Origin of the sequence: Thalassotalea sp. HSM 43 (genome assembly GCF_004752005.1) — a bacterium.
Lineage (GTDB): Bacteria > Pseudomonadota > Gammaproteobacteria > Enterobacterales > Alteromonadaceae > Thalassotalea_A.
In genome coordinates this window covers 141,938-164,507 of record NZ_CP038493.1, presented here as the reverse complement: position 1 = coordinate 164,507, position 22,570 = coordinate 141,938, and the positions used below count along the sequence as shown (strand labels likewise).

Here is a 22,570-nt window from a genome sequence, read left to right as displayed (position 1 = left end):
ACTGCCAAATGCATTTAATTAGCTGATAATAGTAGATTTTTACAATATTCAGCGATGGCTAAAGATGAGGTGAGCCCTGGGCTTTCTATGCCAAATAAATTAACCAGTCCAGCAAAGCCATGCTCAGTCTCGGATTGGATCATAAAATCGGTGGTGCCGGTATCGGGGCCAACAATTTTCGGGCGAATACCAGCAAAGTCAGCGTGTAATTTACTGGGGTCAAGGGCTGGATAGTAGCGCTGAATCTGTTCGATAAACATCGCTTTCCTATCCTCACTGACGTCGTAGTTTATATGGTCTACCCATTCAACATCAGGGCCAAACCTTACTCGTCCTTGAAAGTCGACTAATGAGTGAGCGCCTAACCCGGCGCTATTTGGCAGTGGATAGATCAGGTGATTGAAAGGAGATTTACCTTCCAAGGCAAAATAGTTGCCTTTGGCTAAAAATTGATTGGGGATCAAGGATTGTGGGAAATCGGTTATTGTTCGAGCTAACGATTGCGCCCCTAAACCTGCTGCATTGACCAGTTGTTGGCATTCTAATGGGTAATCCTCATAGGTATCAGATAACTCATCTTTCACTGAAATGTGCATGAGAAAACCTTGCTTGGTTTTTTCTACGCTCTCGACGCGACTATGGTAGGCAATAATGCCATCGTGACGTTCAACATCAGACAACAAATTGACCAATAAATCATGCACGTCGATAATGCCGGTCGACGGAGAGTGCAAAGCGGCGATGGCGGTGATGTTAGGTTCGAGCTCTTTGATCTGCTCAGAGCGAATGATGTTTAGATCGGTCACGCCATTGACCATACCTTGACTGGTTAATCTATCGAGTTTAACCATGTCTTGTTGATTGGTAGCAACCACTAATTTGCCAATACGTTTATGCTGGATATGGCGTTGTTGGCAATAGTCATATAATAACTGCTTACCTCTAACGCACAGTTGTGCTTTTAGACTGTTGGTCGAATAATAAAGGCCGGCGTGAATTACACCTGAATTGCGACTGGATACTTGAGTGCCAAAACTTTCCGTTTGCTCTAAAATAATCACCTGTTTGCCTGCCATGGCCAACTCGCGGGCTATGGCAATGCCTATAACACCGGCACCAACTACAACAGTGGGAAGTTCATCACTCATACGGGCTTCTTTTTTTTGTTCCTCTACTTTCACTTTAGACGCTTTTTTGCGGTTTAAAAAGGTAATAGCAGACGAAAATAGAACAGTATTAACTAGTACGAATTAAAAATATGTTTGGATTGCTGAGATATAAAACGATGGCTTTATTAAGGGGAGTGTTGTTCGAGCGGTTGCTATACTTATGCTCTTAAAAATAGCTATAAAAATAACACTGTCATTGGCACCGCATCATTACCGCCCCAATGACAAATATCATATCCGTTTTTAGAGGTTATTTACCCCAATTCGCTTTATAGACGCGCATTAGGTTTTCGCCTAAAAAGCCGCGAATTTCATCTTCTTTCCAGTTATATTTGGTTTCAAGTATGCGCGCTACACCCCAGATATCGCCGCCACCGGCGTTTTGTGCGGGTGCTCCAAAACCTTTCTCTGGTGGGTACTTGTCGACCACACCAATAAAGGCTTTTAAGAAGTCGCCATACATATGAGAGTAATCTGATGCATAACACGTATGATCACGACCGACGAGCTGGCCAACATATTGCACGTGTGTAGCAATATCTTCCATAGACGCTGTTCCGCTGACATTCAGGAAAAGCCCCAAAGCGACGGTACAAACAGCGCCGTCGGTTGCTGCAATTGCCTTTATTGCCTCATCACTTAGATTGCGTCCATGTTCATAAAGTTTGTAGACACCTGAATGGCTTGCTATAACAGGAAGTTTTGAGTGCTTTGCCATATCAATACATGTTTGATCTGAAGAATGTGAGCAATCGATAATAACTCGCTCTTTATTCATTCGTTCAATAAACTTATAGCCTAGATCAGTAACACCGTTATTTTCTGGATTTTGACCGCCTCCCGCTAAGGCATTGTCGTTGTTATAAGTAAAATTCATAACCCCAATACCTTGCTCTTTTGCCCAAGCAACTTTATCTAAATCTTCAATGACAAAATCGGCACCTTGCGAATTATACATAGCCGCCATTTTGCCATCTTTTTTCGCTTGGCGAATTTCTTTAGTGGTTGATACTTTTACAACACCTAGTTCTTTATGCACTTGATCCGAACGCTTTAGAGTATCTTCAAAAGATACGTCATTTACGCCTTCAAAAGCCCATACTGATGTTGAAATTAAAGAGACCTGGTTATCTTGGTTTTTCTTTATTGCTTCGGCATACTTTTCGTTTGGCACTCCTTGAATACCTACTCCTGAAGGCATTAACGCATTAATGACGATAGCGTCTTTATAACGTGCTTTTATTTTGTCATCTTGTTTTCTGTCTTCATCAGTTCGTCCAGCATCAAAAAATGCTGCGACATATTCCGCTCGTTTATTTATTTCTGCTTCGGATTTCCCTCTAGGATCCCAAAGAGTCGCTTTGATGTCATTGTTCGATACAAACTTAGTACCTGCGATATGGCCACCCTCAACATGTTTATGCTCCAGTCCAATGTCATGTGCTGTCGCCGAATAAGCAAAGGTGGTCAATACTGCTAAAGAAATCGCTTTAAGTTGCATAAATACTTCCATCAAAGGTTGAGATTAAACGTTGTTGTTCGCAAACTGATTAAAACAATTCTAGTATTACTTCTATTAAAAAAGCATCATTAGGCGCCACAATTAGATTTTTTACACTTTAATTACATGGTAGTAATCTAGGTAAACCAATTTTAGTATGCAAAATATTCATCTAGTAAATACGCAAGCCGTTATGCCTGTTGTGCGATTTCTGCAAGGTATAAATGCACCGGTATACCAATTATTAGAAGAGGCTAATTTTCCGGTTGAAGTTCTAGAAGGAAAACATCGAATTATCGCCACCTATTCGTGGTGGAAATTGATGCAAGTTGCTTATGATTATAGTGAAGATCAAGCGCTTGGATTTCATATATCAGAAAGTTCGAATCTTGCAGGTTTAAGCGTCTTTATCGATGACGTGTTGCCCATTGCTCAAAGTGCCCATGATGGCATATGTTTATTACTTGATTATTTAGCAACAATATCGTCGCATGCTGCATTTATGTTGACTCACCAATGGCACGGTAGTTGGTTTATCGCTCAATCGCAGTCGCACTTTATCGACGGACTGGTTCCTATGCAACAAGCTGTATTCGCCGATATGCTAAAGTTTGTACAACTATTTGTTGGCTCTAATTGGCAGCCAGAATTAATCAATGTGCAGCACAAAGATAGCCATAACGTGTTTAACCGGTATTTTCCTGAAGCCTCGATAACAGACAATTCAAAAAACCTAGGTTTCTTTATTCCAAATGAAAAGCTAGGACGTATTAGCGACGAGGTTGAACGTTATATTGATGCAAGTAAACAACAAAAAATCATCCCCCCTACATTTAAGTCAAATCTGCGCTATGCACTAATGCCGTATGGCAAAGAAAAGCTACCTCAATTGGTAGATGTGCCCACTAAAGTTGGCTTACCGGTAAGGACAATTCAGCGCTACTTAGCGAATGAGAATACGAGCTTTAAAGAGGTTATACAGCAAATGCGCTTTGATTTGGCTATAGACTCACTGTTAAATAGTGATGATAAAATTATAGATATTGCAACCATGCTTGGCTACAAAAATCCAAGTAACTTTGCTCGTGCATTTAAAGAGTGGACAGGCTTAACGCCTAAGCAATATCGAAAACACAAGGCAGCTAATTTGCAGTCATAAATTAATTATAATGATGGTTACAGCGTTTTTCTTGTTGTTAGAGTCACTTCGAACCTGATAGAGGTTGCGGCCTCGGTTCTTGCATCCTCGACAATCGTTGCTGCATTGTTCTACCTACGCGCATCCTTGCACCAGTGCTGTGTTTACTTCCTCCATCCATGGAGTCGTTCGCCGCAATGACGGTGCTATCTTATTAGCATTGCGAGTGCCTGAACTGCACTTTTTCTTTGGCTTTCTATCTTAATCTAAACCTTGTTATCACAAAAAATAGGCACAAAAAAATCAGCTCAGGGCTGATTGATGTATTCTCATTTGAAGAGAATGGTGGGTGTGACTAGATTCGAACTAGCGACCTCTACCATGTCAAGGTAGCGCTCTAACCAACTGAGCTACACTCCCACATCTTGTGGTCCGTTGTCGATGACAACGGCGGCTATGTTAACCAGTTGCATTTATTGATGCAAGGTCTTTTCTTAAGTTTTTTTGCAAATTCGATGAGTTTGCTTATTTCTTATTCAGTCGAGCTTGTAATGTTGTTTTATACGCCGCTTGCCAGTATTTGTTGGTCCACTCGTTTTTGTACAATGTTAAGTCGCCAAGCCAATAGTATGGCGGCTGTAGTCAGGCCTGAAATAAAACCTATCCAAAAGCCTGCGGCACCTAATTTTGGCATAAGTATATCGGTCATGCCGAGTACCAGGCCAAGTGTCAGGCCGACTACCCAATATGAGATAAAGGTAATGTACAAAATTGATTTGGTATCTTTGTAGCCGCGCAGGGCGCCCGCCGATATTACTTGGATGAAATCGGAAAATTGAAACATTGCCGCGAGGAACATTAACTGCGCAGCCATGACAATGACATTGTCTTCTGTGGTGTATATTCGCGCTATCGGTTCACGAAATACCACGGTAATGGTAGCGGTAAATATAGCAATCAAAAAGCCAACTATCATTGAGCTTTTACACATGTCTTTGGCATTTTGCAGCTGTTTTTCACCGACCGCAAAACCGACTTTAATCGTCACTGCCATGGCAATAGATAAGGGCACCATAAATACCAGCGATGAAAAGTTGATGGCGATTTGATGACTGGCAACGATGTCTGCGCCGAGGGGCGCCAAAATAATTGCCACCACACTAAACAAGGACACCTCAAATAGCAGTGACAAAGCGATGGGCACGCCGAGTGTTAGGATGTAATAGATCTCTCGTTTATTCGGCTTGGCAAACGCTTGGCTAAAGTTAATGCGACTGAGCTTTTTAGAAAACTTAGCGTATAGAAACATACCGGCAAACATGGCCCAGTAGACGATTGCCGTTGCAATACCGCAACCGGCACCACCAAGTTCTGGCGCACCGAACGCACCGTAAATAAAGATATAGTTGGCCGGTATATTAACGATTAAGCCAATGACGGCAATGAGCATGGTCGGTTTAGTAATGCCCATACCTTCGACATAATTTCGCAGTACGAAGTACAAACAAAAGCCCGGACCACCCCAGACAATGTAGCTTAAATACTCTAGCATTAAGCGTTTTAGTTCAGGCTCTAAACTGGCATGCTCGGCAATAACAGGCTCTACTAAATAAAACAGGACAATAACCAAGCAGGAGAGAAACAGTGTTATCCAGCCGCATTGTACTGTTGAGGAGGCAATTTTTTCATCGTTCTTCTCGCCTCTGGCTTGCGACACGATGGCGCTCAAAGCCATAGTGATGCCTTGGATAGAGATGAATATAGGTAACCAGATACTGCTTGCAACCGCGACTGCGGCCATATCGGTAGAACTGACACGACCTGCCATCACCGTATCGGCGAAGCCCATTAGAGTCTGAATAAGTTGGGCAATCAGTATTGGATACGCCAACTTAAGTAAATCTTTTGTATCGGAGAAAAATTTCGCTAATGTCATATTGGCAATGATACGATAATGCAGATCATGAATTTGAACAGAGATAATATATGTTTACAGGAATAGTGCAATCTACAGCGCAGGTAAAATCGATAAAAGAAGGTAAAAACTTTCGTCATTTTGAAATGCAAATGCCTGTTGAATTGTTAGATAACCTACAGCTTGGTGCCAGTGTTGCCAACAACGGCGTGTGTTTGACCGCTGTCGCCTTTGACGCTTTAAACGAAAGCGATGGCGTTATCGCGTTTGATGTCATCGATGAAACATTGCGCTTAACCAACCTTGGCCAACTTGAGGTGGGTAGTGAGGTCAATATTGAACGGTCGATGAAAGCAGGTGATGAAGTTGGTGGTCATCTTGTCTCTGGTCATGTGCATTGCACCGCCACGCTGGTTGAGCGAATTGATAGTGAAGATAATTGCAAGATGACGTTTTCGCTGGCTGAACAATGGCAAAAATACCTGTTTGCGAAAGGTTTTATTGCCGTAAATGGTTGCAGCCTAACCTTAGGGGAAGTAACTCCGGGGCAGTTTTCTTTACATTTGATCCCAGAGACATTGCAACGTACAAATTTGACGGCACTGCAAGTCAATGATGCGGTTAATATAGAAATTGATCAACAAACCATGACCATAGTCGAATCCATTGAACGTATCATGGCCGAAAGATTGGCGTCGACGAACGGCTAATATGTGGTTTTAAAATACCTGTTCGTCGTCTGCGTCAATGGTTAACTGGATCACTTGGTTGTAATCATCGATGTGCATGTTGAGGTGCAATTCAGCACAACAATTAGGGCAGGTATCATAGTAATTCTGATCGCCCTGAGTGGTATCTAGCTCGATGTGCATGGTGTGGGCACAGTGAGGACAGTTGATGGTTTTTCTACTAATGTCCTGCGCCATAGCGACAGCCTCCTTCATCAAAATGTCATATATACAGTATGAACATTTATCGCGAATTTGCCTGATATTTCGACGACAAAACAGGGGGATTTTTTACGACAAAAAATCACCTCTAGGTAAGCTTTTGAATTTGCTTAATAAAGGTGTGAACCTGATCAACATAGATACCACCAAACATATTGGCGTGGTTGATTATATGATAAAAGTTGTAGATGAGTTTGCGCTGCTCATAGCCCGAATCAATGGCTGACGTTGCCTGATAGCCGTCATAGAAGCTTTGTTCAAAACGACCGAATAATTCGGTCATAGCCAAATCCACTTCCCGATCACCGTAATAACATGCGGGATCAAACAAGCAAGGGTAATGGTGGGTGAATGCGACATTGCCTTGCCATAAGTCGCCATGCAGTAAAGAGGGAATCGGTTGATGATCGCCTAACACATCTTTGCACATGCGAGTGACGCCATTGACGTCTATATTTTTCACCTTGGCATCTAACAGCTGCAATTGATGCCGTATTCGGTTTTCGCTAAAAAACGTTGCCCAATTATGTTGGTAATTATTCGGTTGAGGCGTATGACCAATATAGTTATCTTCTGGCCAGCCAAATTCGGCTTGTTGATTTTCGCTGTGCATTCGTGCCAACGCGACGCCTAATTGAAAGAAATCGGAATCACTGCTTGGTAATGGTGAGGTATGCATTTCAATGTATTCGAGCACCAAATAACTGTTGGCAACGGTGGTGCCTAAGGTGATCACTTTGGGCACAACAATATCGCTACGACAATTTAAAATGTCGAGATTAAGCGCTTCCGCTTCAAAGTTGGCAAAGTTCTGTTTGTCATTGACTTTAACAAAGTACATTTTGCCATCGCTGCGAATGCGAAAGGCGCGATTGATATCGCCACCACTAAGTTCCTCGGTCTGACTCATTTGAAAATCTGTCTTGGTGGTGTTAGCGATATCTTTGCTGATAGATTGCCACATGGGTTACCCGCAAAAAGACACATTATCGAATAATTGCTAATTATAGCTAAAACTTGGTTGTTGGTTGTTTTTTAGGCGTATTTTTCAGGGCTATTTTTTAGTCCTGTTTTTAGGCCGGTTTTTAGAGGGGGGAGGACTGTTTTTAGGTATTTAAGGCCTTAAATTTTTCAAATTAAGCAAGCTCTGTTTTATCGACCGTAAGGACTGGTGATTAGACAACCAAGCGGGTAAGTTTCCTGCAGGGTTCATGGTGCCGATGTATCGCACTCTAAGCTGCTGCTCGGTCAGTTGTTGCGCCTGCCATGTTACGTCGACATGTGTGACTTGTACGTGCTCTGAATTATCGATGGGGTAACTCGGTACGTCTTCAACATGCAGAACAAAGTGTTGCTTACTCTGCTCGGTAATTTTGGTTTGGGTAATCATGTGACGACTCGCTATCAACGTAAAACCGGCAAAACGTGTATAGACCATGGCTTGGCCTTGTTCATTTACCTGCAAAAAGCGGCACTGGTCGACAGAGTCTAACCAACGACTTACCGTGCTGGCGTCGGTCAGTTGAAAGTAAAATAAGTCGATGTCTCGGTTTATAATAATTTCAGCTCGAATGGTAATGAATGGCGCGTTTTTCTCTTCTTTATATTCGATTAACAGCTGGTCTTGCTGTTCATATAATTGCCAGTCATCATCGTTGCCATCATCAGGCGATTTAGCAATACAATTCATCGTCGTAAATAGCACGATACAGAGCATCAGTGGTGGCAGTAAATTAAACATCGTTGCTTATATGATCCATGATTGAAAATGACGCTGGCAATAACCTGGTGCTCGACTACATCGAATAACCTAAGGTTATATGTTAAATATTGTCGTTTTTGCCTGTGTTTATCCCTTAACTCAAAGTTGCAAATGCGCTTAAATTACCCTAAGATTGCACGCTTTACTGCCTTTGTTGGCGTTAATGCTTGATTTAAGTGTGTTGAATTTACACATAAAAATCAATGTTTGTTGGCGCGAATCGAAAGCAACAATTAGATGCAATAAACTAAAACATCCGCTTGACCCTGTATGGTCAGGCTCAACTAACATTAGATATAACATGTGGCATTTCGTATGTGTCACCACTGTTGAGGAAATATTATGCCTATCATTACTCTTCCTGACGGCAGTCAGCGCAGTTTCGAAAACGACGTAACTATCATGCAAGTGGCTCAAGATATTGGCCCAGGTTTGGCAAAAGCCACCATTGCTGGTCGTGTCAATGGCAAGCTAAAAGATGCTTGCGAACTTATCACCGATAACAGCGAACTGCAGCTTATCACCAATAAAGACGCCGAAGGTCTAGAGATTATTCGTCACTCTTGCGCTCATTTATTAGGTCATGCAATTAAACAATTGTGGCCTGATACCAAAATGGCCATAGGCCCAACTATCGACAATGGCTTTTATTATGATGTCGATCTTGAGCACAAATTAAATGATGAAGACTTAGCCAAGCTTGAAAAGCGTATGCAAGAGCTTGCTAAGAAAAACTACGACGTTGTTAAGAAAACCGTTTCATGGCAAGAAGCACGTGAAGCCTTTGCCGCGCGTGGTGAAACGTACAAAATTGAAATTCTAGATGAGAATATTTCTCGTGATGACACGCCTGGCTTATATCATCACGAAGAGTACCTAGACATGTGTCGTGGACCACACGTACCAAACATGCGCCATTGCCATCATTTCAAATTGATGAATGTTGCCGGTGCTTATTGGCGTGGTGATTCTGACAACAAAATGTTGCAGCGTATCTACGGTACAGCGTGGACAGATAAGAAACAGCTTAAAGCCTATATTCAACGTCTTGCGGAAGCGGAAAAACGCGATCATCGTAAGATAGGTAAGTCTCTTGATTTATTCCACTGGCAAGAAGAAGCGCCGGGCATGGTGTTTTGGCACAATGACGGTTGGACTATCTATACTGAACTTGAAAAGTTTGTTCGTGAAAAACTTCATGAATATGACTACGATGAAGTAAAAGGTCCAATGATGATGGATCGCACCTTGTGGGAAAAATCAGGTCATTGGGAAAAGTACGCCGATAATATGTTCACTACCGAGTCGGAAAAACGTGAATATGCGATTAAACCGATGAACTGTCCTGGTCATGTTCAAATCTTTAACCAAGGTTTGAAATCTTATCGCGATTTACCGTTACGTATGGCGGAATTTGGTTGTTGTCACCGTAATGAACCAAGTGGTGCATTACATGGATTGATGCGCGTACGTGGTTTTACCCAAGATGATGCTCACGTATTTTGTACCGATGAACAAGTACAAGATGAAGTTAGTAAGTGTATAAAGATGGTATACGATGTATACTCATCATTCGGCTTTAGCGACATCATGGTTAAATTGTCGACACGTCCTGAAAAACGAATCGGTAGCGATGATATTTGGGATAAAGCAGAGCTTGGTTTGGCAAACGCATTAAAAGCCAATGATATTGAGTTTGAATATCAACCAGGTGAGGGCGCGTTTTACGGCCCGAAGATTGAATTTACCTTACTTGACTGTTTAGGTCGCCATTGGCAATGTGGTACTGTACAGTTAGATTTCGCACTACCAGGGCGTTTAGGCGCAACTTACGTAGGCGAAGATGGCGAACGCCATGTACCCGTTATGATTCACCGTGCCATTTTGGGCTCTATTGAACGTTTCATCGGTATTTTGATTGAAGAGTTTGAAGGCAAATTCCCAACATGGTTAGCACCAACCCAAGCTATTATGATGAATATTACCGACAAACAAGCGGAATATTGTCAACAAGTTGTAAAAAAACTGAAAGAAAATGGGTTTAGAGCTAAAGCAGACTTGCGTAATGAAAAGATTGGCTTTAAAATTCGCGAGCATACCTTAAAGCGTGTTCCTTATTTACTGGTTGCCGGTGATAAAGAAATGGAAGCGGGTGAAATCGCAATCCGTACACGCAGTGGTGAAGATTTAGGAAAATTGTCTGTTGATGATTTTATTGCAAAAATGACGGAAGAAGTTAATTCCCGTTCATAAACAATGAATTATCAATGGATTTACGTTAGTTCTTTTGGAGGAACAGACTATTAAAGGTGGTCAAAGAGGCGGTCGTAAAGAGCCGCAACACAAGTTAAATGGCGAAATTACCGCTCAGGAAATTCGTTTAATTGGCGTAGATGGCGAGGCAGCAGGTGTTGTTTCCCTTCGTGAAGCCCTTGATGCAGCTGAAACTGCAGGTGTTGATTTAGTAGAAATCAGCCCTACGGCAAAACCGCCAGTCTGCCGTGTAATGGATTACGGTAAGTTCTTATACGAAAAGTCGAAAGAACAGAAAGAACAACGTAAAAAGCAAAAACAGATTCAGGTTAAGGAAATTAAATTCCGACCTGGAACTGATGAAGGCGACTATCAGGTAAAACTACGCAACCTGAAGCGCTTCTTAGAAGGTGGTGACAAGGCTAAGGTAACATTACGTTTCCGTGGTCGTGAAATGGCCCACCAGGAGTTAGGTATCGAACTGCTAAATCGTGTTAAAGCGGATCTGCAGGATATTGCCCAGTGTGAATCTTTCCCGTCAAGGGTTGAAGGTCGCCAAATGGTAATGGTACTGGCTCCAATTAAAAGATAACTTCTGGTCTGAAAGTAAAAAGGCCATTCTCTTATGAGTCTGGCCTTTTTCACCATTGTTATCTTTTCGTTATCTGTCGTAGTTTTGCGGATAACAATTAGTCGGTAACAGAGGCTCAACAAGTAACTCTTTGAGTTCGCCCCATGTTACTTAAGTTTTGGCATAATAAATGCGGAGTTTTCCATGCCTAAAATGAAAAGCAATAAAGGTGCTGCAAAGCGCTTTAAAAAGACTGCTTCTGGCGGTTTTAAATGCAAACAAGCCGGTCTACGTCACATCTTAACTAAGAGACGTACCAAAGTTAAGCGTCACTTACGTGCTAAATCAATGGTTGCTAAATCTGATATTAAATCAGTTGTAGCAATGTTGCCTTACGCTTAATAGAGGAGAGTAGATAATGGCTAGAGTAAAACGCGGTGTAGTTGCACGTCGTTCTCATAAAAAAGTTCTTAAGCAAGCGAAAGGTTACTACGGTGCTCGTAGTCGCGTATATCGTGTTGCTTTCCAAGCTGTAACCAAAGCGGGTCAATACGCATACCGTGACCGTCGTCAACGTAAGCGTCAGTTCCGTCAACTTTGGATTGCTCGTATCAACGCAGCATCTCGTCAAAATGGTCTATCTTACAGCCGTTTCATCAACGGTCTTAAGAAAGCATCAATCGAGATCGATCGTAAGATCCTTGCTGATATCGCTGTATACGATAAAGCAGCATTCACTGTACTTGTAGAAAAAGCGCAAGCGGCTCTATAATTCAGTGCGATGACTTTTGAAAAGGACGCTTCGGCGTCCTTTTCTTATTCTAAATCTGTATTTATTGCTGAGAAATTTTGCTAAAATTTTTGCGCAATAAATATAAAAGATACCATTTTTTGCTGGGAAAAATTATGAGCATTGCCAATAAAGTTCTTGCCGTAAATAACGATTTACCTATTCGTACTAACTTACCTGTCCATAGCGGTAAAGTGCGCTCTGTATACTGGTTAACTGAAGAAGATAGCCAACGCCTGATTAAAGAAAAAGGCTATAACGTAAGCGACGATACACCGCTTGCGATTATGGTTATTTCCGATCGTATCTCAGCCTTTGACTGCATCTGGCACGGTGAAAACGATATGCGTGGTGTACCGGGTAAAGGTGCAGCATTAAATGCCATATCAAACCACTGGTTTAGATTGTTTAAAGAAAACGGTTTAGCTGACAGTCATATTCTTGATATCCCACATCCATTCGTATGGATCGTACAAAAAGCGGTACCGGTGAAAATAGAAGCGATTTGTCGCAGTTACATCACAGGCTCTATGTGGCGCGCCTATGAAAAAGGCGAACGCGAGTTCTGTGGTATCGAGATTGAAGAAGGCTTACAACGTGATCAAAAACTTAATGATCTGTTGATTACGCCATCGACCAAAGGAATTCTCGAAGGTATCCCTGGCGTTCCTGCGCAAGATGACGTCAATATTACCCGTGACAATATCGTCGATAACTTCGAGGCGTTTAACTTTAAAGCGAAAGACGACATTGCGTTATATGAAAAGCTGCTTAAAGAAGGCTTCGATGTCATCTCGAACGAGCTTGCTAACATCGATCAAATCTTTGTCGATACCAAGTTTGAGTTTGGTTACGTTAAAGATGCCCAAGGTAATGACAAACTTATCTATATGGATGAAGTTGGCACCCCTGATTCATCTCGTATTTGGGATGGTGAGCAATATCGACAAGGTAAGGTTGTTGAGAATTCGAAAGAAGGCTTCCGTCAGTTACTGTTAAACCACTTCCCTGATCCAGACATTTTACTCAATAAAGATCGTATGGATGAACGTGAAGCATTGGCTCGTGACAACGCATTGCCTGAGTCGGTATTGATGGCAGTATCCGCTACTTACACGGGTATTGCTGAGAAAATCACTGGTGAGAAAATCGTCATCAGTGACGATCCAAAAGCGCAAATCATCAACATTTTGCGAGAGCAGTACGACTTAGTCGACTAACTTGCTTGTCACTTTTAGATTTCCACCGAAGAAAAAAGCCACACTCATTGTGGCTTTTTTATTGTCTATCGATTTGCACTATAGATAACCGTCTCAATTTATAGGTAAAATTTTACTTATAGATGATTTCTATTAAGGTTAATAGTAACCACAAAAATAGGAGTTACTATGCACAAAGCAATGACCTTGTTTACCGCGATTGGATTGACTGTTGCCATGGCAGCTCAGGCATCAGATGAACGCACGGCAGAATTAGAAGCATTACTGGCGGATGATGCCAGTAAATTGATCTATCTCAGCAGAGATTGTGATATGCCAATTGATGCTGAAAAATTTAAAGATTTGGCGGCCTTAAAAGCCATGATGGAAGGCTATGGCAATACCGACAACGTGGATTGGGAAAAGGTCACTAAAATGGCGCATGAAGGCTATGGCAAAATTAAAGTCGAAGCCCCTGTTGGTGAAAAATGCCCTGAATATAAAGAGCAGTTAGGTGAAAAATACGAATGGCTAAAAGACATAAATGCCGGTTAGGTTGACGATAACTCTCTGAAAAGGTTACTGTCTTTATTCAATTAACAATAGACCTCGTTCTGGCATAGACAAATATGCTGGAAACCTGACAGGGAAGTAGTATGAAACAGATTGTCGCTTTACTGGTTTTTGTATGTTCTACATACGCATCAGCTGTTGATATCACCGAGCTAAATCAAATCGAAACGATAGAAGTGGTTCATAAAGGATTTAAAGAGCCACTCACCTATCATGTAACCCTGCCACAAAGTTACTCTACCAAATCGGATAAAACCTATTTCGTTCTCTTCGATTTACACCCAAGAAGTCAAACCTTTATCAGCGGTATGCAAGATTGGTTAAGTCATAATGGTGAATGGCCCTGGTTAGAAACCATTATTGTTAACCCTGCCGATTATCACGCTGAATTTGCAACTGTTTTTAATGATTTAGTGCAACAACCGGATAATCAAACGATTTTGGATATCTTGCAAAATGGTGTGTTAACCCAAGTCGATAAACGTTATCGCACCAATGGTTTTCGCATTTATACCGGCTTTATGGGCAACGGGGCTTTAGGCATTTATACCCTGTTAAATCGACCCAGTATGTTTGATGCCTACATCATTTCAAGCCCAAGCCTAAATGATAACTTCGCCAATGTTATGTCAGATGCTCCTGATAAATTGGCTCAGCCTTACGATGGCATTAAAACCTTGTATATGAGTATTGGCGATCACGCTTATGAAAAATCGCATGCAGATGAATTTAAACAGTTTAAAGCTTTGCTTGATGAAAAAGCGACGACACAGTTGCATTGGACTGCCGATTTCGATGAAAAGCACTACTACATGTCGCGGCCAATCATTTCGCTTGTAAACGGTATAGAAGTGTTATTTGACGACATTCATAGCAACTTACCAGCAGATTCTGATATTTCTCAACGAGGCGCCGACGCTATTATTGAATATTACCAAACCTTGTCGAGGGAAAAGTATGGCTTTGATATCTCTGCAGAAGGTTCATTAAAAAATTTAGCTAAAACAAAAGAGCCAAAACAAGCATTAGCGATATACCAAAAAACTGCCGAATTATACCCTGATTCTGCGTATGCTCATGCGTCTCTGGCAAAAGCCTATGCCGACATGGGCAACATTAAAAAAGCCATAGAAGTTCAAACTGTGGCGTTGGAAAAGTCGCGCATTATGGTGCAATGGCATCAAAATCAGCACCAGAAATACTTAGATGAGTTTAAAGCTATGTTAGATGAGTGAGCCTTGTAAATTATGTAAAGCTACCTCTTACTGTCCATTCTTATCGTGCGCCTAACTTTCGTTATTGAAAATAATGTACTAGGCTGAAAAAAAACGAATTATTGAGTCTGGAATGCCAGAAATCCCATACGCTAACTATACGCGTGCACAACGCTCGGTAAAAAACGAGTACAGTGCAAATCGTCTTATATCAACGCCTAATTTTGATAGTGACGGCAATCTGATTGCTATTCCTGTGGTGCCCACTAAATTCACGCCGATGGAAGTGCTCAGCTTGATCCAGTCCTATATGTCTCCCCGGTTGATGGAACAAGTCAGGGCAGTGGTGCCGCTTGCACTCTATTTAGCACTGTTTCAATTATTGATTCTTAATCAGGTGGTTGAAGACTCGCTTGTTATTACAGGAGGTCTGATTGCTGTTATTGTCGGTCTGATGATCTTTATGGAAGGACTGGCTAAAGGCCTGATGCCGTTCGGTGAGATCATCGGCAGTACCTTGCCTCGTAAATCGCCATTACCGCTGGTTTTATTCATTACGCTGCTTCTAGGGATTGGCGTTACTTTTGCCGAGCCCGCAATTGGTGCTCTGCAGGCGGCAGGTCAAAACATCTCTGTTGAGCGTGCCCCGTATCTGTATGCGTTGCTCACTGAATGGGCCGATACATTGGTCTTGGTTGTGGGGGTAAGTGTTGGTATGGCTGCCGTACTTGGTACCGTTCGTTTTCTTTATGGTTGGAGCCTGAAACCGCTGATCTATTGTGCGCTCGTGCCCATGTTAGCGCTGACAGTCTATTGTTCTATGGACCTGGATCTGCGCAATACGCTTGGGCTTGCGTGGGATGCTGGCGCGGTGACGACAGGACCTGTAACGGTTCCGTTGGTGCTGTCTCTTGGCATTGGTATCGCTAGCGCTGCGGGTAAAAGCGAATCCGGGTTATCCGGCTTTGGCATTGTCACACTTGCCTCGCTGTTTCCGGTTCTTGGCGTAATGCTACTAGCCATTTATGTTTCAAGTACCGTAACAACGGCTGAGATCATTGAGGCAGCGACGCTAACAGCCAGCGCCGCTCAACAGGCGCCGTTGTCCTGGTTTGAGCAGAGCCCTGGCGTGGAGATCATTTCCGGCGTGCGTGCCATAGCGCCGTTGGTGGTTTTTCTTTTTTTGGTGCTTATCGTCGTCTTGCGTGAGCGGCTGGCTCATCCAGGCGAGATATTCTACGGCATTGCGCTCACCATTATCGGCATGTGCATTTTTAATATCGGTTTGACGTATGGATTATCGAAGCTGGGTGGCAATGCTGGTGGTCTGGTTCCAGGGGCATTCATGGAAATAAACAGTATTGCCAATTCACCAATCTACGTTTACGGGGTCGGGCTGGTCATTTCGTTGGCATTTGCATGGATGCTCGGTTTTGGCGCAACGGTTGCTGAGCCTGCTTTGAATGCGCTAGGCGTCACGGCAGAGACGCTGACAGAAGGCGTATTTAAAAAGAAAACCTTGATCACTGCCGTATCTGTGGGGGTTGCCTTTGGTATTGCCCTTGGCCTTGCTAAGTTGATATTTAATTGGCCGTTGGTATGGCTGATCGTTCCCGGGTATTTGCTCGCTATTGTACTGACCATGTTATCGAGCGAAACCTTCGTTAATGTCGCCTGGGACTCAGCGGGCGTGACAACTGGGCCTATAACAGTACCATTGGTTCTGGCAATGGGGATTGGATTTGGTAACGCCACCGATGCGGTGGAAGGTTTTGGTATTCTTTGCCTGGCGTCGATTGGCCCAATCATCACCGTGATGATTACAGGGCTTTGGGCGCGCTACAAGGTGAATGTTGAGATACGTGCAGCAAAAGAAGCGAAAATGGTTTCAAAAGAACAAGAGGCGCAAACAATCATATGAGTGAAATAATCTACCTAACCGATGTAGCCCTTATCACCTGCGTGTTAGATAAAAAACGTACAGAGTCTGTGTTACTCGCGGCTCGTAATGTAGGAGCCCGCGTTGCCAGTGTTCACGCGGTGCACGGCTGGGGCGTTCGAGAACGATTTGGAGCCTTAGGTGTTGCTGTAGAATCTGAGAAAGACGTGATTGTGTTTATGGTGTCTTCGGATCAGCAAGATTTAATGTTTGAGGCAATTTATAAAGCCGCTGAACTGAATGTGCCCGGTATTGGCTATATGTTCGTCAGCCCAGTGGAAAGAGTGGCGACCTATGTACCTGAGGCCGTTCGCAAAGAATTGGGCGTGAACCCAGAATGAGTCTCTCAGCCGATTTAGCTGCGCACATGGCGAACTTTCCGGTTTGTAAGGCCATTTACTGTTATTTGCCGGACGATGGCACGGACAAACGCCTGCTGGCAGAACTGCGTGAAAAGTTTGGTGTCACCAGCGCTGGCAGCTCGGCTTGCCGAGGCATCGGTGCTCTTGCTGAAGTTAAAACCAAGCAAGGGAAATTACCTGAGTCGGAACTGGTCAAAATTTTATTTATAACGTGCGCAGAAGAGCAGGCAAAGGATATCTTCGATTTTATATTCTGGTTCGCCGAAGTGGACAAGCCGGGTCGCGGGGTGGTTTGGCAACAGAGAATAACAAGCTGTACTCCCTACGAATTACCGACCGATGTTGCGGACGAGGAGACCGGTGCTTAAGAGTTTCTTTTTGTTGAGGTGATTGTTTTTACTGACAAGAGAGACAGTCTGATATTCGCACATGACTGACTTAACGTGTTATAGACAAAATAAAAGCCCAGTGGCGATAGCGACTGGGCTTTTATTTTACTGTGCGCTTGTTTTACTTAAGCTAGGGCGGTACTGCGTGACTGCTCAATACAAATCATTCGCAACAAACCAATAAGGCCGATAAAGAATAGGCTGGTTACCAGCAACGCCAAACTGCTTGAACCGGTAAAGCCAATAATGATAAAGCCAATCGCTGATATTGCCGCAATCGACAAAGAATACGGTAGTTGTGTAGCCACATGATCGATGTGATTACAGCGTGCACCGGTGGACGACAGTATGGTGGTATCTGAAATCGGTGAACAATGATCACCAAATACTGACCCCGCTAAGACTGCTGATAGCATAGGCAACATAAGCGCTATATCACTCGCTGCCGCCATATCACCAGCGATAGGTAACATGATACCAAATGTACCCCAAGATGTGCCTGTGGCGAACGCCATAAAGCCTGACAGTAAAAATAACAACACAGGAAACCAAGCAATGTCGATATTACCTGTGGCTAACGTCGATAGATAACTACCGGTTTTCATATCGCCAATCACCGTGCCTATGGTCCAAGCGAACAGCAATATTAAAATCGCGCCAAGCATTGATTTTGCACCATTGATTGCCGCTTTTGAGATGTCAGCAAAGCCTATGCCACGTTTAATTACAGTAAATAGCGTCATCGCCAAGCCGACTAAACCACCATAAACCAGCGACATACCTACATCGGTATTTTCAAATGCGGCAAAGATATTAAATGCTTTATTATCGGCACTAAGCGCTTGTCCACCGGTATAAACCATAAAGCTTATGGTGGCGATAATTAAAACGACAATGGGCGTGATAAGGTCGCGTGCTTTTGCTTGAACGCCTTCAATGGCCATCGGTAATTCATGGCTTTCTTGTTTGCTCTGATCGTCGCCGTCACTGGCTTGTTGTTCATGGCGAGTCATGGCACCGACATTTAGATCGAAGTAGATCACCGCAAACACCATTAGTAAGGCAAATAACGCGTAAAAGTTCATTGGGATCGACGCAACATAAGCTGCAAGCGGGGTGTATTCACTGATGCCATGGCTTGCTAATATACCTGCCATCAAGGCCATGATGTATGCGCCCCAACTAGATATTGGCATTAACACACACATAGGTGCTGCGGTAGAGTCTAAGATATAGGCCAATTTGGCACGAGATACTTTATATCGATCGGTTACCGGTCTTGAAACGGTACCAACGGCTAAGGAATTAAAGTAGTCATCGATAAAAATAAAGACCCCTAAAAATGCCGCTAACAGCTGTGAGCCTCGGCGATTTTTAACTTTACCCATAGCCCAATTAGCAAAGGCTAAGGTGGCACCGCTGACACTTAACAAAGCGGTGATCACGCCAAGTAAAATTAAAAATGCCACAATCGACATATTCCAGCTGTTTATGCCACCGTCTTCAATAAACACACCGCTCACCGAGGCGCCAACATAAGCAAGCGTACCGGTAATCGACATGTCATTAAGTAAGACGGCACCAAGCAAGATACCAACCCCAAGCGACAATAAAACGCGGCGAGTCAATATTGCCAGTGTCAAGGCGATGACAGCGGGTAATAAAGAAACAAAGGATGATGAAAAATCAATTAAATTCATGTGTAACTACTTCAGTTTTATAAAGCACTACTTAAAATGAATATGCTGTATCGAAGGGACAGAACTTCATGGTAGCGCTCCATAGTTATTTGTTACCAGCGTAACTGGTTTGACTATGGCAGTGTTATCTCTTTCGACAATAACACCAGCAAGATGAAGCGATCTTCAATCTTACTTCGGCAATTAATCCTTTCTCGTTTTGTCTTCGGCATCACCCTGATAAAACGATACTGATATTAATCGCACCTCTACTTTTGGCCTGTTTTAGACTGCTGGCGGCAGATAATGTCTTGCCAGCTTATGACAAGAATTGATTCAGTATGACCATTAAGGTTAGGGCAGAGCCAAGCATGACTAAAGAGCTAGCATATAACTCAGAAAAGCTGCGATGGTGTCGAATTACAAACATAAACGCCTTATTTTTAAGCAAAATAGATTGCTGAAGGTCAGCTGAATTTTAAAGGGCGTATTATAAGGATTCGGCAAAAGTATGCCGTTACTCAAGTGTAAAATATGAATAGAGATGTGTTACGGGCAACGGTAGGACCGTTGCCCGCATAAACACTAGATAGAGGTGATATTAACGGACAGTTTTAAAATTTGACCTGGTTGCAGGTATTTACTGCGATTTAGGTTGTTCCACTTTTCAATATCGGCAATTTTAACTTTAAACTTGCTGGCAATGCGTGCCAGTGAGTCGCCTGATTTCACTTTATATTGAATATTGCGCATAACGGTATTACCAGAGCCTGATGCGGCACTGTCGTTTGCGGTCCAAATCGTTAACTTTTGACCCAGTCTAAGCATGTCTTTCGGGGCAAAGCCATTCCATTTGGCAATGTCCTTACCACTCACTTTGTACGTTCTGCCGATATCCCACAGGTTATCGCCATTTTTGACAACATGAATGACTTTATTACCGGTACCTTTTTTGCTTAGCTTGCTTTGGCGCACTTGCTCATAGGTTGCGTAGCGATCAAGGCTTTGTGTGGCGGTAGGGATCAACAGGTAATTACCGGCAACAATAACACTGTTGTTTAGATCGTTGGTTTCTCTAATAACCGACACTGTGGTATTAAAGCGTTTGGCAATCACCGATAAGCTATCGCCGCTTTTAATTTTATAGCGTTGCCAACTTAAGCGATCTTTTTCATCTAATGACGAAAGACTTTTCTTAAATTGTTCTATTTTGCTATTTGGCAGCAACAGTTGGTGCGGTCCATTTGGCGGAGTTGCCCAACGATTGAAACCAGGGGTAAGTGCGTGCAATTCATCCACGGTTAAGCCGGATAATTTTGCTGCCAAAGATAAATCCAATTGTGAGCCAATATCAACATGGCTGATCACCGGCTCATTATTTATCGCATATAAGGTCACACCATATTTTTCAGGTTCTTTAACTAGTGCGGCCAAGCCCAGTAGTTTAGGCACGTAATCACGAGTTTCTTTTGGCAGTTTCAAGTTCCAAAAATCGGTAGGGCGACCTTTACGAGCATTGGCTTTCATTGCTCTGGCGACGCGACCTTCACCTGAGTTATAGGCGGCAAGTGCCAGTAACCAATCGCCATCAAAGCGCTTGTGTAAATATTTTAGGAATTTGATTGCTGCTTGAGTCGAGGCGGCAACATCGCGTCTGCCGTCGTACCACCAATCTTGTTTTAAACCAAATTGCTTTCCGGTGCCCGACAAAAATTGCCACATGCCTGAGGCACTGCCGTGCGAGTAGGCAAACGGATCGTAAGCACTTTCGACAACAGGCAACAGCACCAATTCCATTGGCATGTTGTGTTTTTCCAGTTCTTCGGTGATATGGAAAAGAAAAGGCTCGGAGCGTTTAGCAACACGATCTAAATAGCGTTGATGCTTGGCGTACCAATCACGATGGGCTCTAACTTTGCTGTTGTCTGGAATATCAAATTCAAGTTGCGATTGGATACGTACCCAGATGTTATCGATGACTTGAATGTCATCTTGCTCAGTTAACGGTATTTCCACATCTTCCTTAGGGTGGATAACAGCTACGGATTCGTCTGCATGTAGTGCTTCAAAAACATCGTTGTTTGACGCAGTAACTATGTTCGCACTTTGTTGTTCTTGCTCTGGCTGATTTAGGTTTTGGCATCCCACCAAAACGGTCAGCGACAGGGGAAATAAAATTTTCTTCATGAATAAACAGTTAGCAGTTTTAGGGTTATTATAATTCAAGATAAAACAGTTATATTTTATCCTGCTAAAAATTGTCTTTTAGTTCGCGAACAGCTGCAAACACATCGACAGTATTGTCTAATTCTAGACCACTTTGTTGTTGTGCGCCCACTCTTACTGAATCTAAGTGACTGCGTAGAAACGGGTTTATTTGCTTTTCCAAACCTATGGTACTGGGGATGGTCGCGATATTACTGGCGCGAAGCTCCGTTGCTTTATTTAAATAATCTTTTAATTGACCATTATTTGGTTCAATAGTTCGAGCAAATTTTAAGTTTGCCAGCGTATACTCGTGAGCACAAAATACTTTTGTTTGCTCATTAAGCGTGCTCAATTTTTGCAATGAGTTGAGCATTTGTTGCGCACTGCCTTCAAATAGGCGACCACAACCACCAGAAAACAGTGTATCACCACAAAACAACCATTGATCATTATGAAAAGCGATATGGCCTAAAGTATGGCCGGGTAACTCAATGACACTAAAATGAATCTGATTGGTCAATATTTGTACAGCCTCGCCTTCAACAACATGCACATCAGAAAATTGTTGTGCTTCTTGCGTTGGGCCATAAACCGTCACTGGCCAGTCTTGCTCGTGTGCAAATTGCTTTAACTTGTTAATACCACCGGTATGGTCTTTGTGGTGATGAGTGACTAAAATGTCACTAAGGATCAAGTTATTTTTCTTTATAAATTCAATACATACATCGCCATCGCCTGGGTCAACCAAAGCACACTTGGCACTTGCACTGTCGGTTATACACCATATATAGTTATCGTTAAATGCGGCAATCGCGTGCACTTGAAACATTCAAGTCTCCTTAGACTTTATCGGTAATCTTGCCGATTTAAGCGGCAAAATGCAGTATACCTTGTGTCAAAGGTGAACTAAAGATTGGCCGGCGATTAATTAACGAAAATCCGTTGTGGCGGTACATAA

Annotated in this window: 21 protein-coding genes, 1 tRNA gene and 1 riboswitch; of the genes, 12 read left to right on the top strand and 10 right to left on the bottom strand. The window is 42.9% G+C overall.

The features are described from left to right. Positions 1-14: 14 nt before the first annotated feature. Together E2K93_RS00770 and E2K93_RS00765 are read right to left on the bottom strand one after the other, a co-directional pair. Positions 15-1,148: an NAD(P)/FAD-dependent oxidoreductase gene (locus E2K93_RS00770; protein WP_135440363.1), complete on the bottom strand. Its 1,134-nt coding sequence runs from the start codon at positions 1,146-1,148 to the stop codon at positions 15-17. A 271-nt stretch (positions 1,149-1,419) separates the two neighbouring features. Next, positions 1,420-2,670: a dipeptidase gene (locus E2K93_RS00765; RefSeq protein ID WP_189637821.1), complete on the bottom strand. Its 1,251-nt coding sequence runs from the start codon at positions 2,668-2,670 to the stop codon at positions 1,420-1,422. A gap of 157 nt (positions 2,671-2,827) precedes the next feature. Here E2K93_RS00765 and E2K93_RS00760 point away from each other — a divergent pair, with 157 nt between their 5' ends. Then, a complete protein-coding gene (locus E2K93_RS00760; RefSeq protein WP_135437253.1) occupies positions 2,828-3,829 on the top strand; it encodes a helix-turn-helix domain-containing protein in 1,002 nt (333 codons plus the stop codon). A 322-nt stretch (positions 3,830-4,151) separates the two neighbouring features. Here the strand turns inward: E2K93_RS00760 and E2K93_RS00755 are convergent. After that, positions 4,152-4,228 (bottom strand) — tRNA-Val (locus E2K93_RS00755). 139 nt (positions 4,229-4,367) lie between these two features. Then, positions 4,368-5,744 carry an MATE family efflux transporter gene (locus E2K93_RS00750; protein WP_135437252.1) on the bottom strand — a complete coding sequence of 459 codons (1,377 nt, stop codon included), beginning with the start codon at positions 5,742-5,744 and terminating at the stop codon, positions 4,368-4,370. A gap of 50 nt (positions 5,745-5,794) precedes the next feature. Between E2K93_RS00750 and E2K93_RS00745 the strand changes: the two genes are divergently transcribed. Then, positions 5,795-6,433: a riboflavin synthase subunit alpha gene (locus E2K93_RS00745; RefSeq protein WP_135437251.1), complete on the top strand. Its 639-nt coding sequence runs from the start codon at positions 5,795-5,797 to the stop codon at positions 6,431-6,433. A 9-nt stretch (positions 6,434-6,442) separates the two neighbouring features. On the opposite strand, the gene E2K93_RS00740 is transcribed toward E2K93_RS00745, so the two are convergent. From E2K93_RS00740 to E2K93_RS00730, 3 genes are all read right to left on the bottom strand, one after another. Then, entirely contained in the window at positions 6,443-6,649 is a 207-nt protein-coding gene (locus E2K93_RS00740; RefSeq protein ID WP_135437250.1) for a CPXCG motif-containing cysteine-rich protein, read from the bottom strand. Between the two features lie 112 nt (positions 6,650-6,761). Continuing rightward, positions 6,762-7,637 carry a fructosamine kinase family protein gene (locus tag E2K93_RS00735; protein ID WP_135437249.1) on the bottom strand — a complete coding sequence of 292 codons (876 nt, stop codon included), beginning with the start codon at positions 7,635-7,637 and terminating at the stop codon, positions 6,762-6,764. A gap of 150 nt (positions 7,638-7,787) precedes the next feature. Then, positions 7,788-8,414, bottom strand: a complete 627-nt coding sequence (locus tag E2K93_RS00730) for a hypothetical protein (protein WP_135437248.1) — start codon at positions 8,412-8,414, stop codon at positions 7,788-7,790. Between the two features lie 363 nt (positions 8,415-8,777). Here E2K93_RS00730 and thrS point away from each other — a divergent pair, with 363 nt between their 5' ends. The 10 genes from thrS to E2K93_RS00680 all read left to right on the top strand — a co-directional run bounded on the left by thrS (position 8,778) and on the right by E2K93_RS00680 (position 17,704). Then, complete coding sequence (thrS, locus tag E2K93_RS00725) at positions 8,778-10,688, top strand: threonine--tRNA ligase (RefSeq protein WP_135437247.1); 1,911 nt, start codon at positions 8,778-8,780, stop codon at positions 10,686-10,688. Positions 10,689-10,722: 34 nt separating this feature from the next. Beyond that, positions 10,723-11,280, top strand: coding sequence for a translation initiation factor IF-3 (infC, locus tag E2K93_RS00720; protein WP_135437246.1), 558 nt, complete (start codon positions 10,723-10,725; stop codon positions 11,278-11,280). Positions 11,281-11,463: 183 nt separating this feature from the next. After that, positions 11,464-11,661, top strand: coding sequence for a 50S ribosomal protein L35 (gene rpmI / locus E2K93_RS00715; protein ID WP_135437245.1), 198 nt, complete (start codon positions 11,464-11,466; stop codon positions 11,659-11,661). A gap of 16 nt (positions 11,662-11,677) precedes the next feature. Continuing rightward, on the top strand, positions 11,678-12,031 hold the full coding sequence (gene rplT, locus E2K93_RS00710; RefSeq protein ID WP_135437244.1) for a 50S ribosomal protein L20: 354 nt from the start codon (positions 11,678-11,680) through the stop codon (positions 12,029-12,031). Between the two features lie 134 nt (positions 12,032-12,165). Beyond that, complete coding sequence (locus tag E2K93_RS00705) at positions 12,166-13,269, top strand: phosphoribosylaminoimidazolesuccinocarboxamide synthase (protein ID WP_135437243.1); 1,104 nt, start codon at positions 12,166-12,168, stop codon at positions 13,267-13,269. A gap of 168 nt (positions 13,270-13,437) precedes the next feature. Beyond that, on the top strand, positions 13,438-13,803 hold the full coding sequence (locus E2K93_RS00700) for a hypothetical protein (RefSeq protein WP_135437242.1): 366 nt from the start codon (positions 13,438-13,440) through the stop codon (positions 13,801-13,803). 101 nt (positions 13,804-13,904) lie between these two features. Beyond that, positions 13,905-15,056: a tetratricopeptide repeat protein gene (locus tag E2K93_RS00695; RefSeq protein ID WP_135437241.1), complete on the top strand. Its 1,152-nt coding sequence runs from the start codon at positions 13,905-13,907 to the stop codon at positions 15,054-15,056. A 112-nt stretch (positions 15,057-15,168) separates the two neighbouring features. Then, positions 15,169-16,956, top strand: a complete 1,788-nt coding sequence (locus E2K93_RS00690; protein WP_135437240.1) for a DUF1538 domain-containing protein — start codon at positions 15,169-15,171, stop codon at positions 16,954-16,956. Further along, positions 16,953-17,315: a P-II family nitrogen regulator gene (locus E2K93_RS00685; protein WP_135437239.1), complete on the top strand. Its 363-nt coding sequence runs from the start codon at positions 16,953-16,955 to the stop codon at positions 17,313-17,315. The genes E2K93_RS00690 and E2K93_RS00685 overlap by 4 nt, the downstream gene beginning before the upstream one ends. Before the next feature lie 26 nt (positions 17,316-17,341). After that, entirely contained in the window at positions 17,342-17,704 is a 363-nt protein-coding gene (locus E2K93_RS00680; protein ID WP_135437238.1) for a hypothetical protein, read from the top strand. Between the two features lie 146 nt (positions 17,705-17,850). On the opposite strand, the gene E2K93_RS00675 is transcribed toward E2K93_RS00680, so the two are convergent. The 3 genes from E2K93_RS00675 to gloB form a co-directional block, all read right to left on the bottom strand. Then, on the bottom strand, positions 17,851-19,425 hold the full coding sequence (locus E2K93_RS00675) for a Na+/H+ antiporter NhaC family protein (protein ID WP_135437237.1): 1,575 nt from the start codon (positions 19,423-19,425) through the stop codon (positions 17,851-17,853). Positions 19,426-19,489: 64 nt separating this feature from the next. Next, positions 19,490-19,684, bottom strand: a riboswitch (Lysine riboswitch). A gap of 305 nt (positions 19,685-19,989) precedes the next feature. Further along, on the bottom strand, positions 19,990-21,591 hold the full coding sequence (locus E2K93_RS00670) for a LysM peptidoglycan-binding domain-containing protein (RefSeq protein ID WP_189637820.1): 1,602 nt from the start codon (positions 21,589-21,591) through the stop codon (positions 19,990-19,992). A gap of 64 nt (positions 21,592-21,655) precedes the next feature. Next, positions 21,656-22,441, bottom strand: coding sequence for a hydroxyacylglutathione hydrolase (gene gloB, locus E2K93_RS00665; RefSeq protein ID WP_135437236.1), 786 nt, complete (start codon positions 22,439-22,441; stop codon positions 21,656-21,658). Positions 22,442-22,570: the final 129 nt, after the last annotated feature.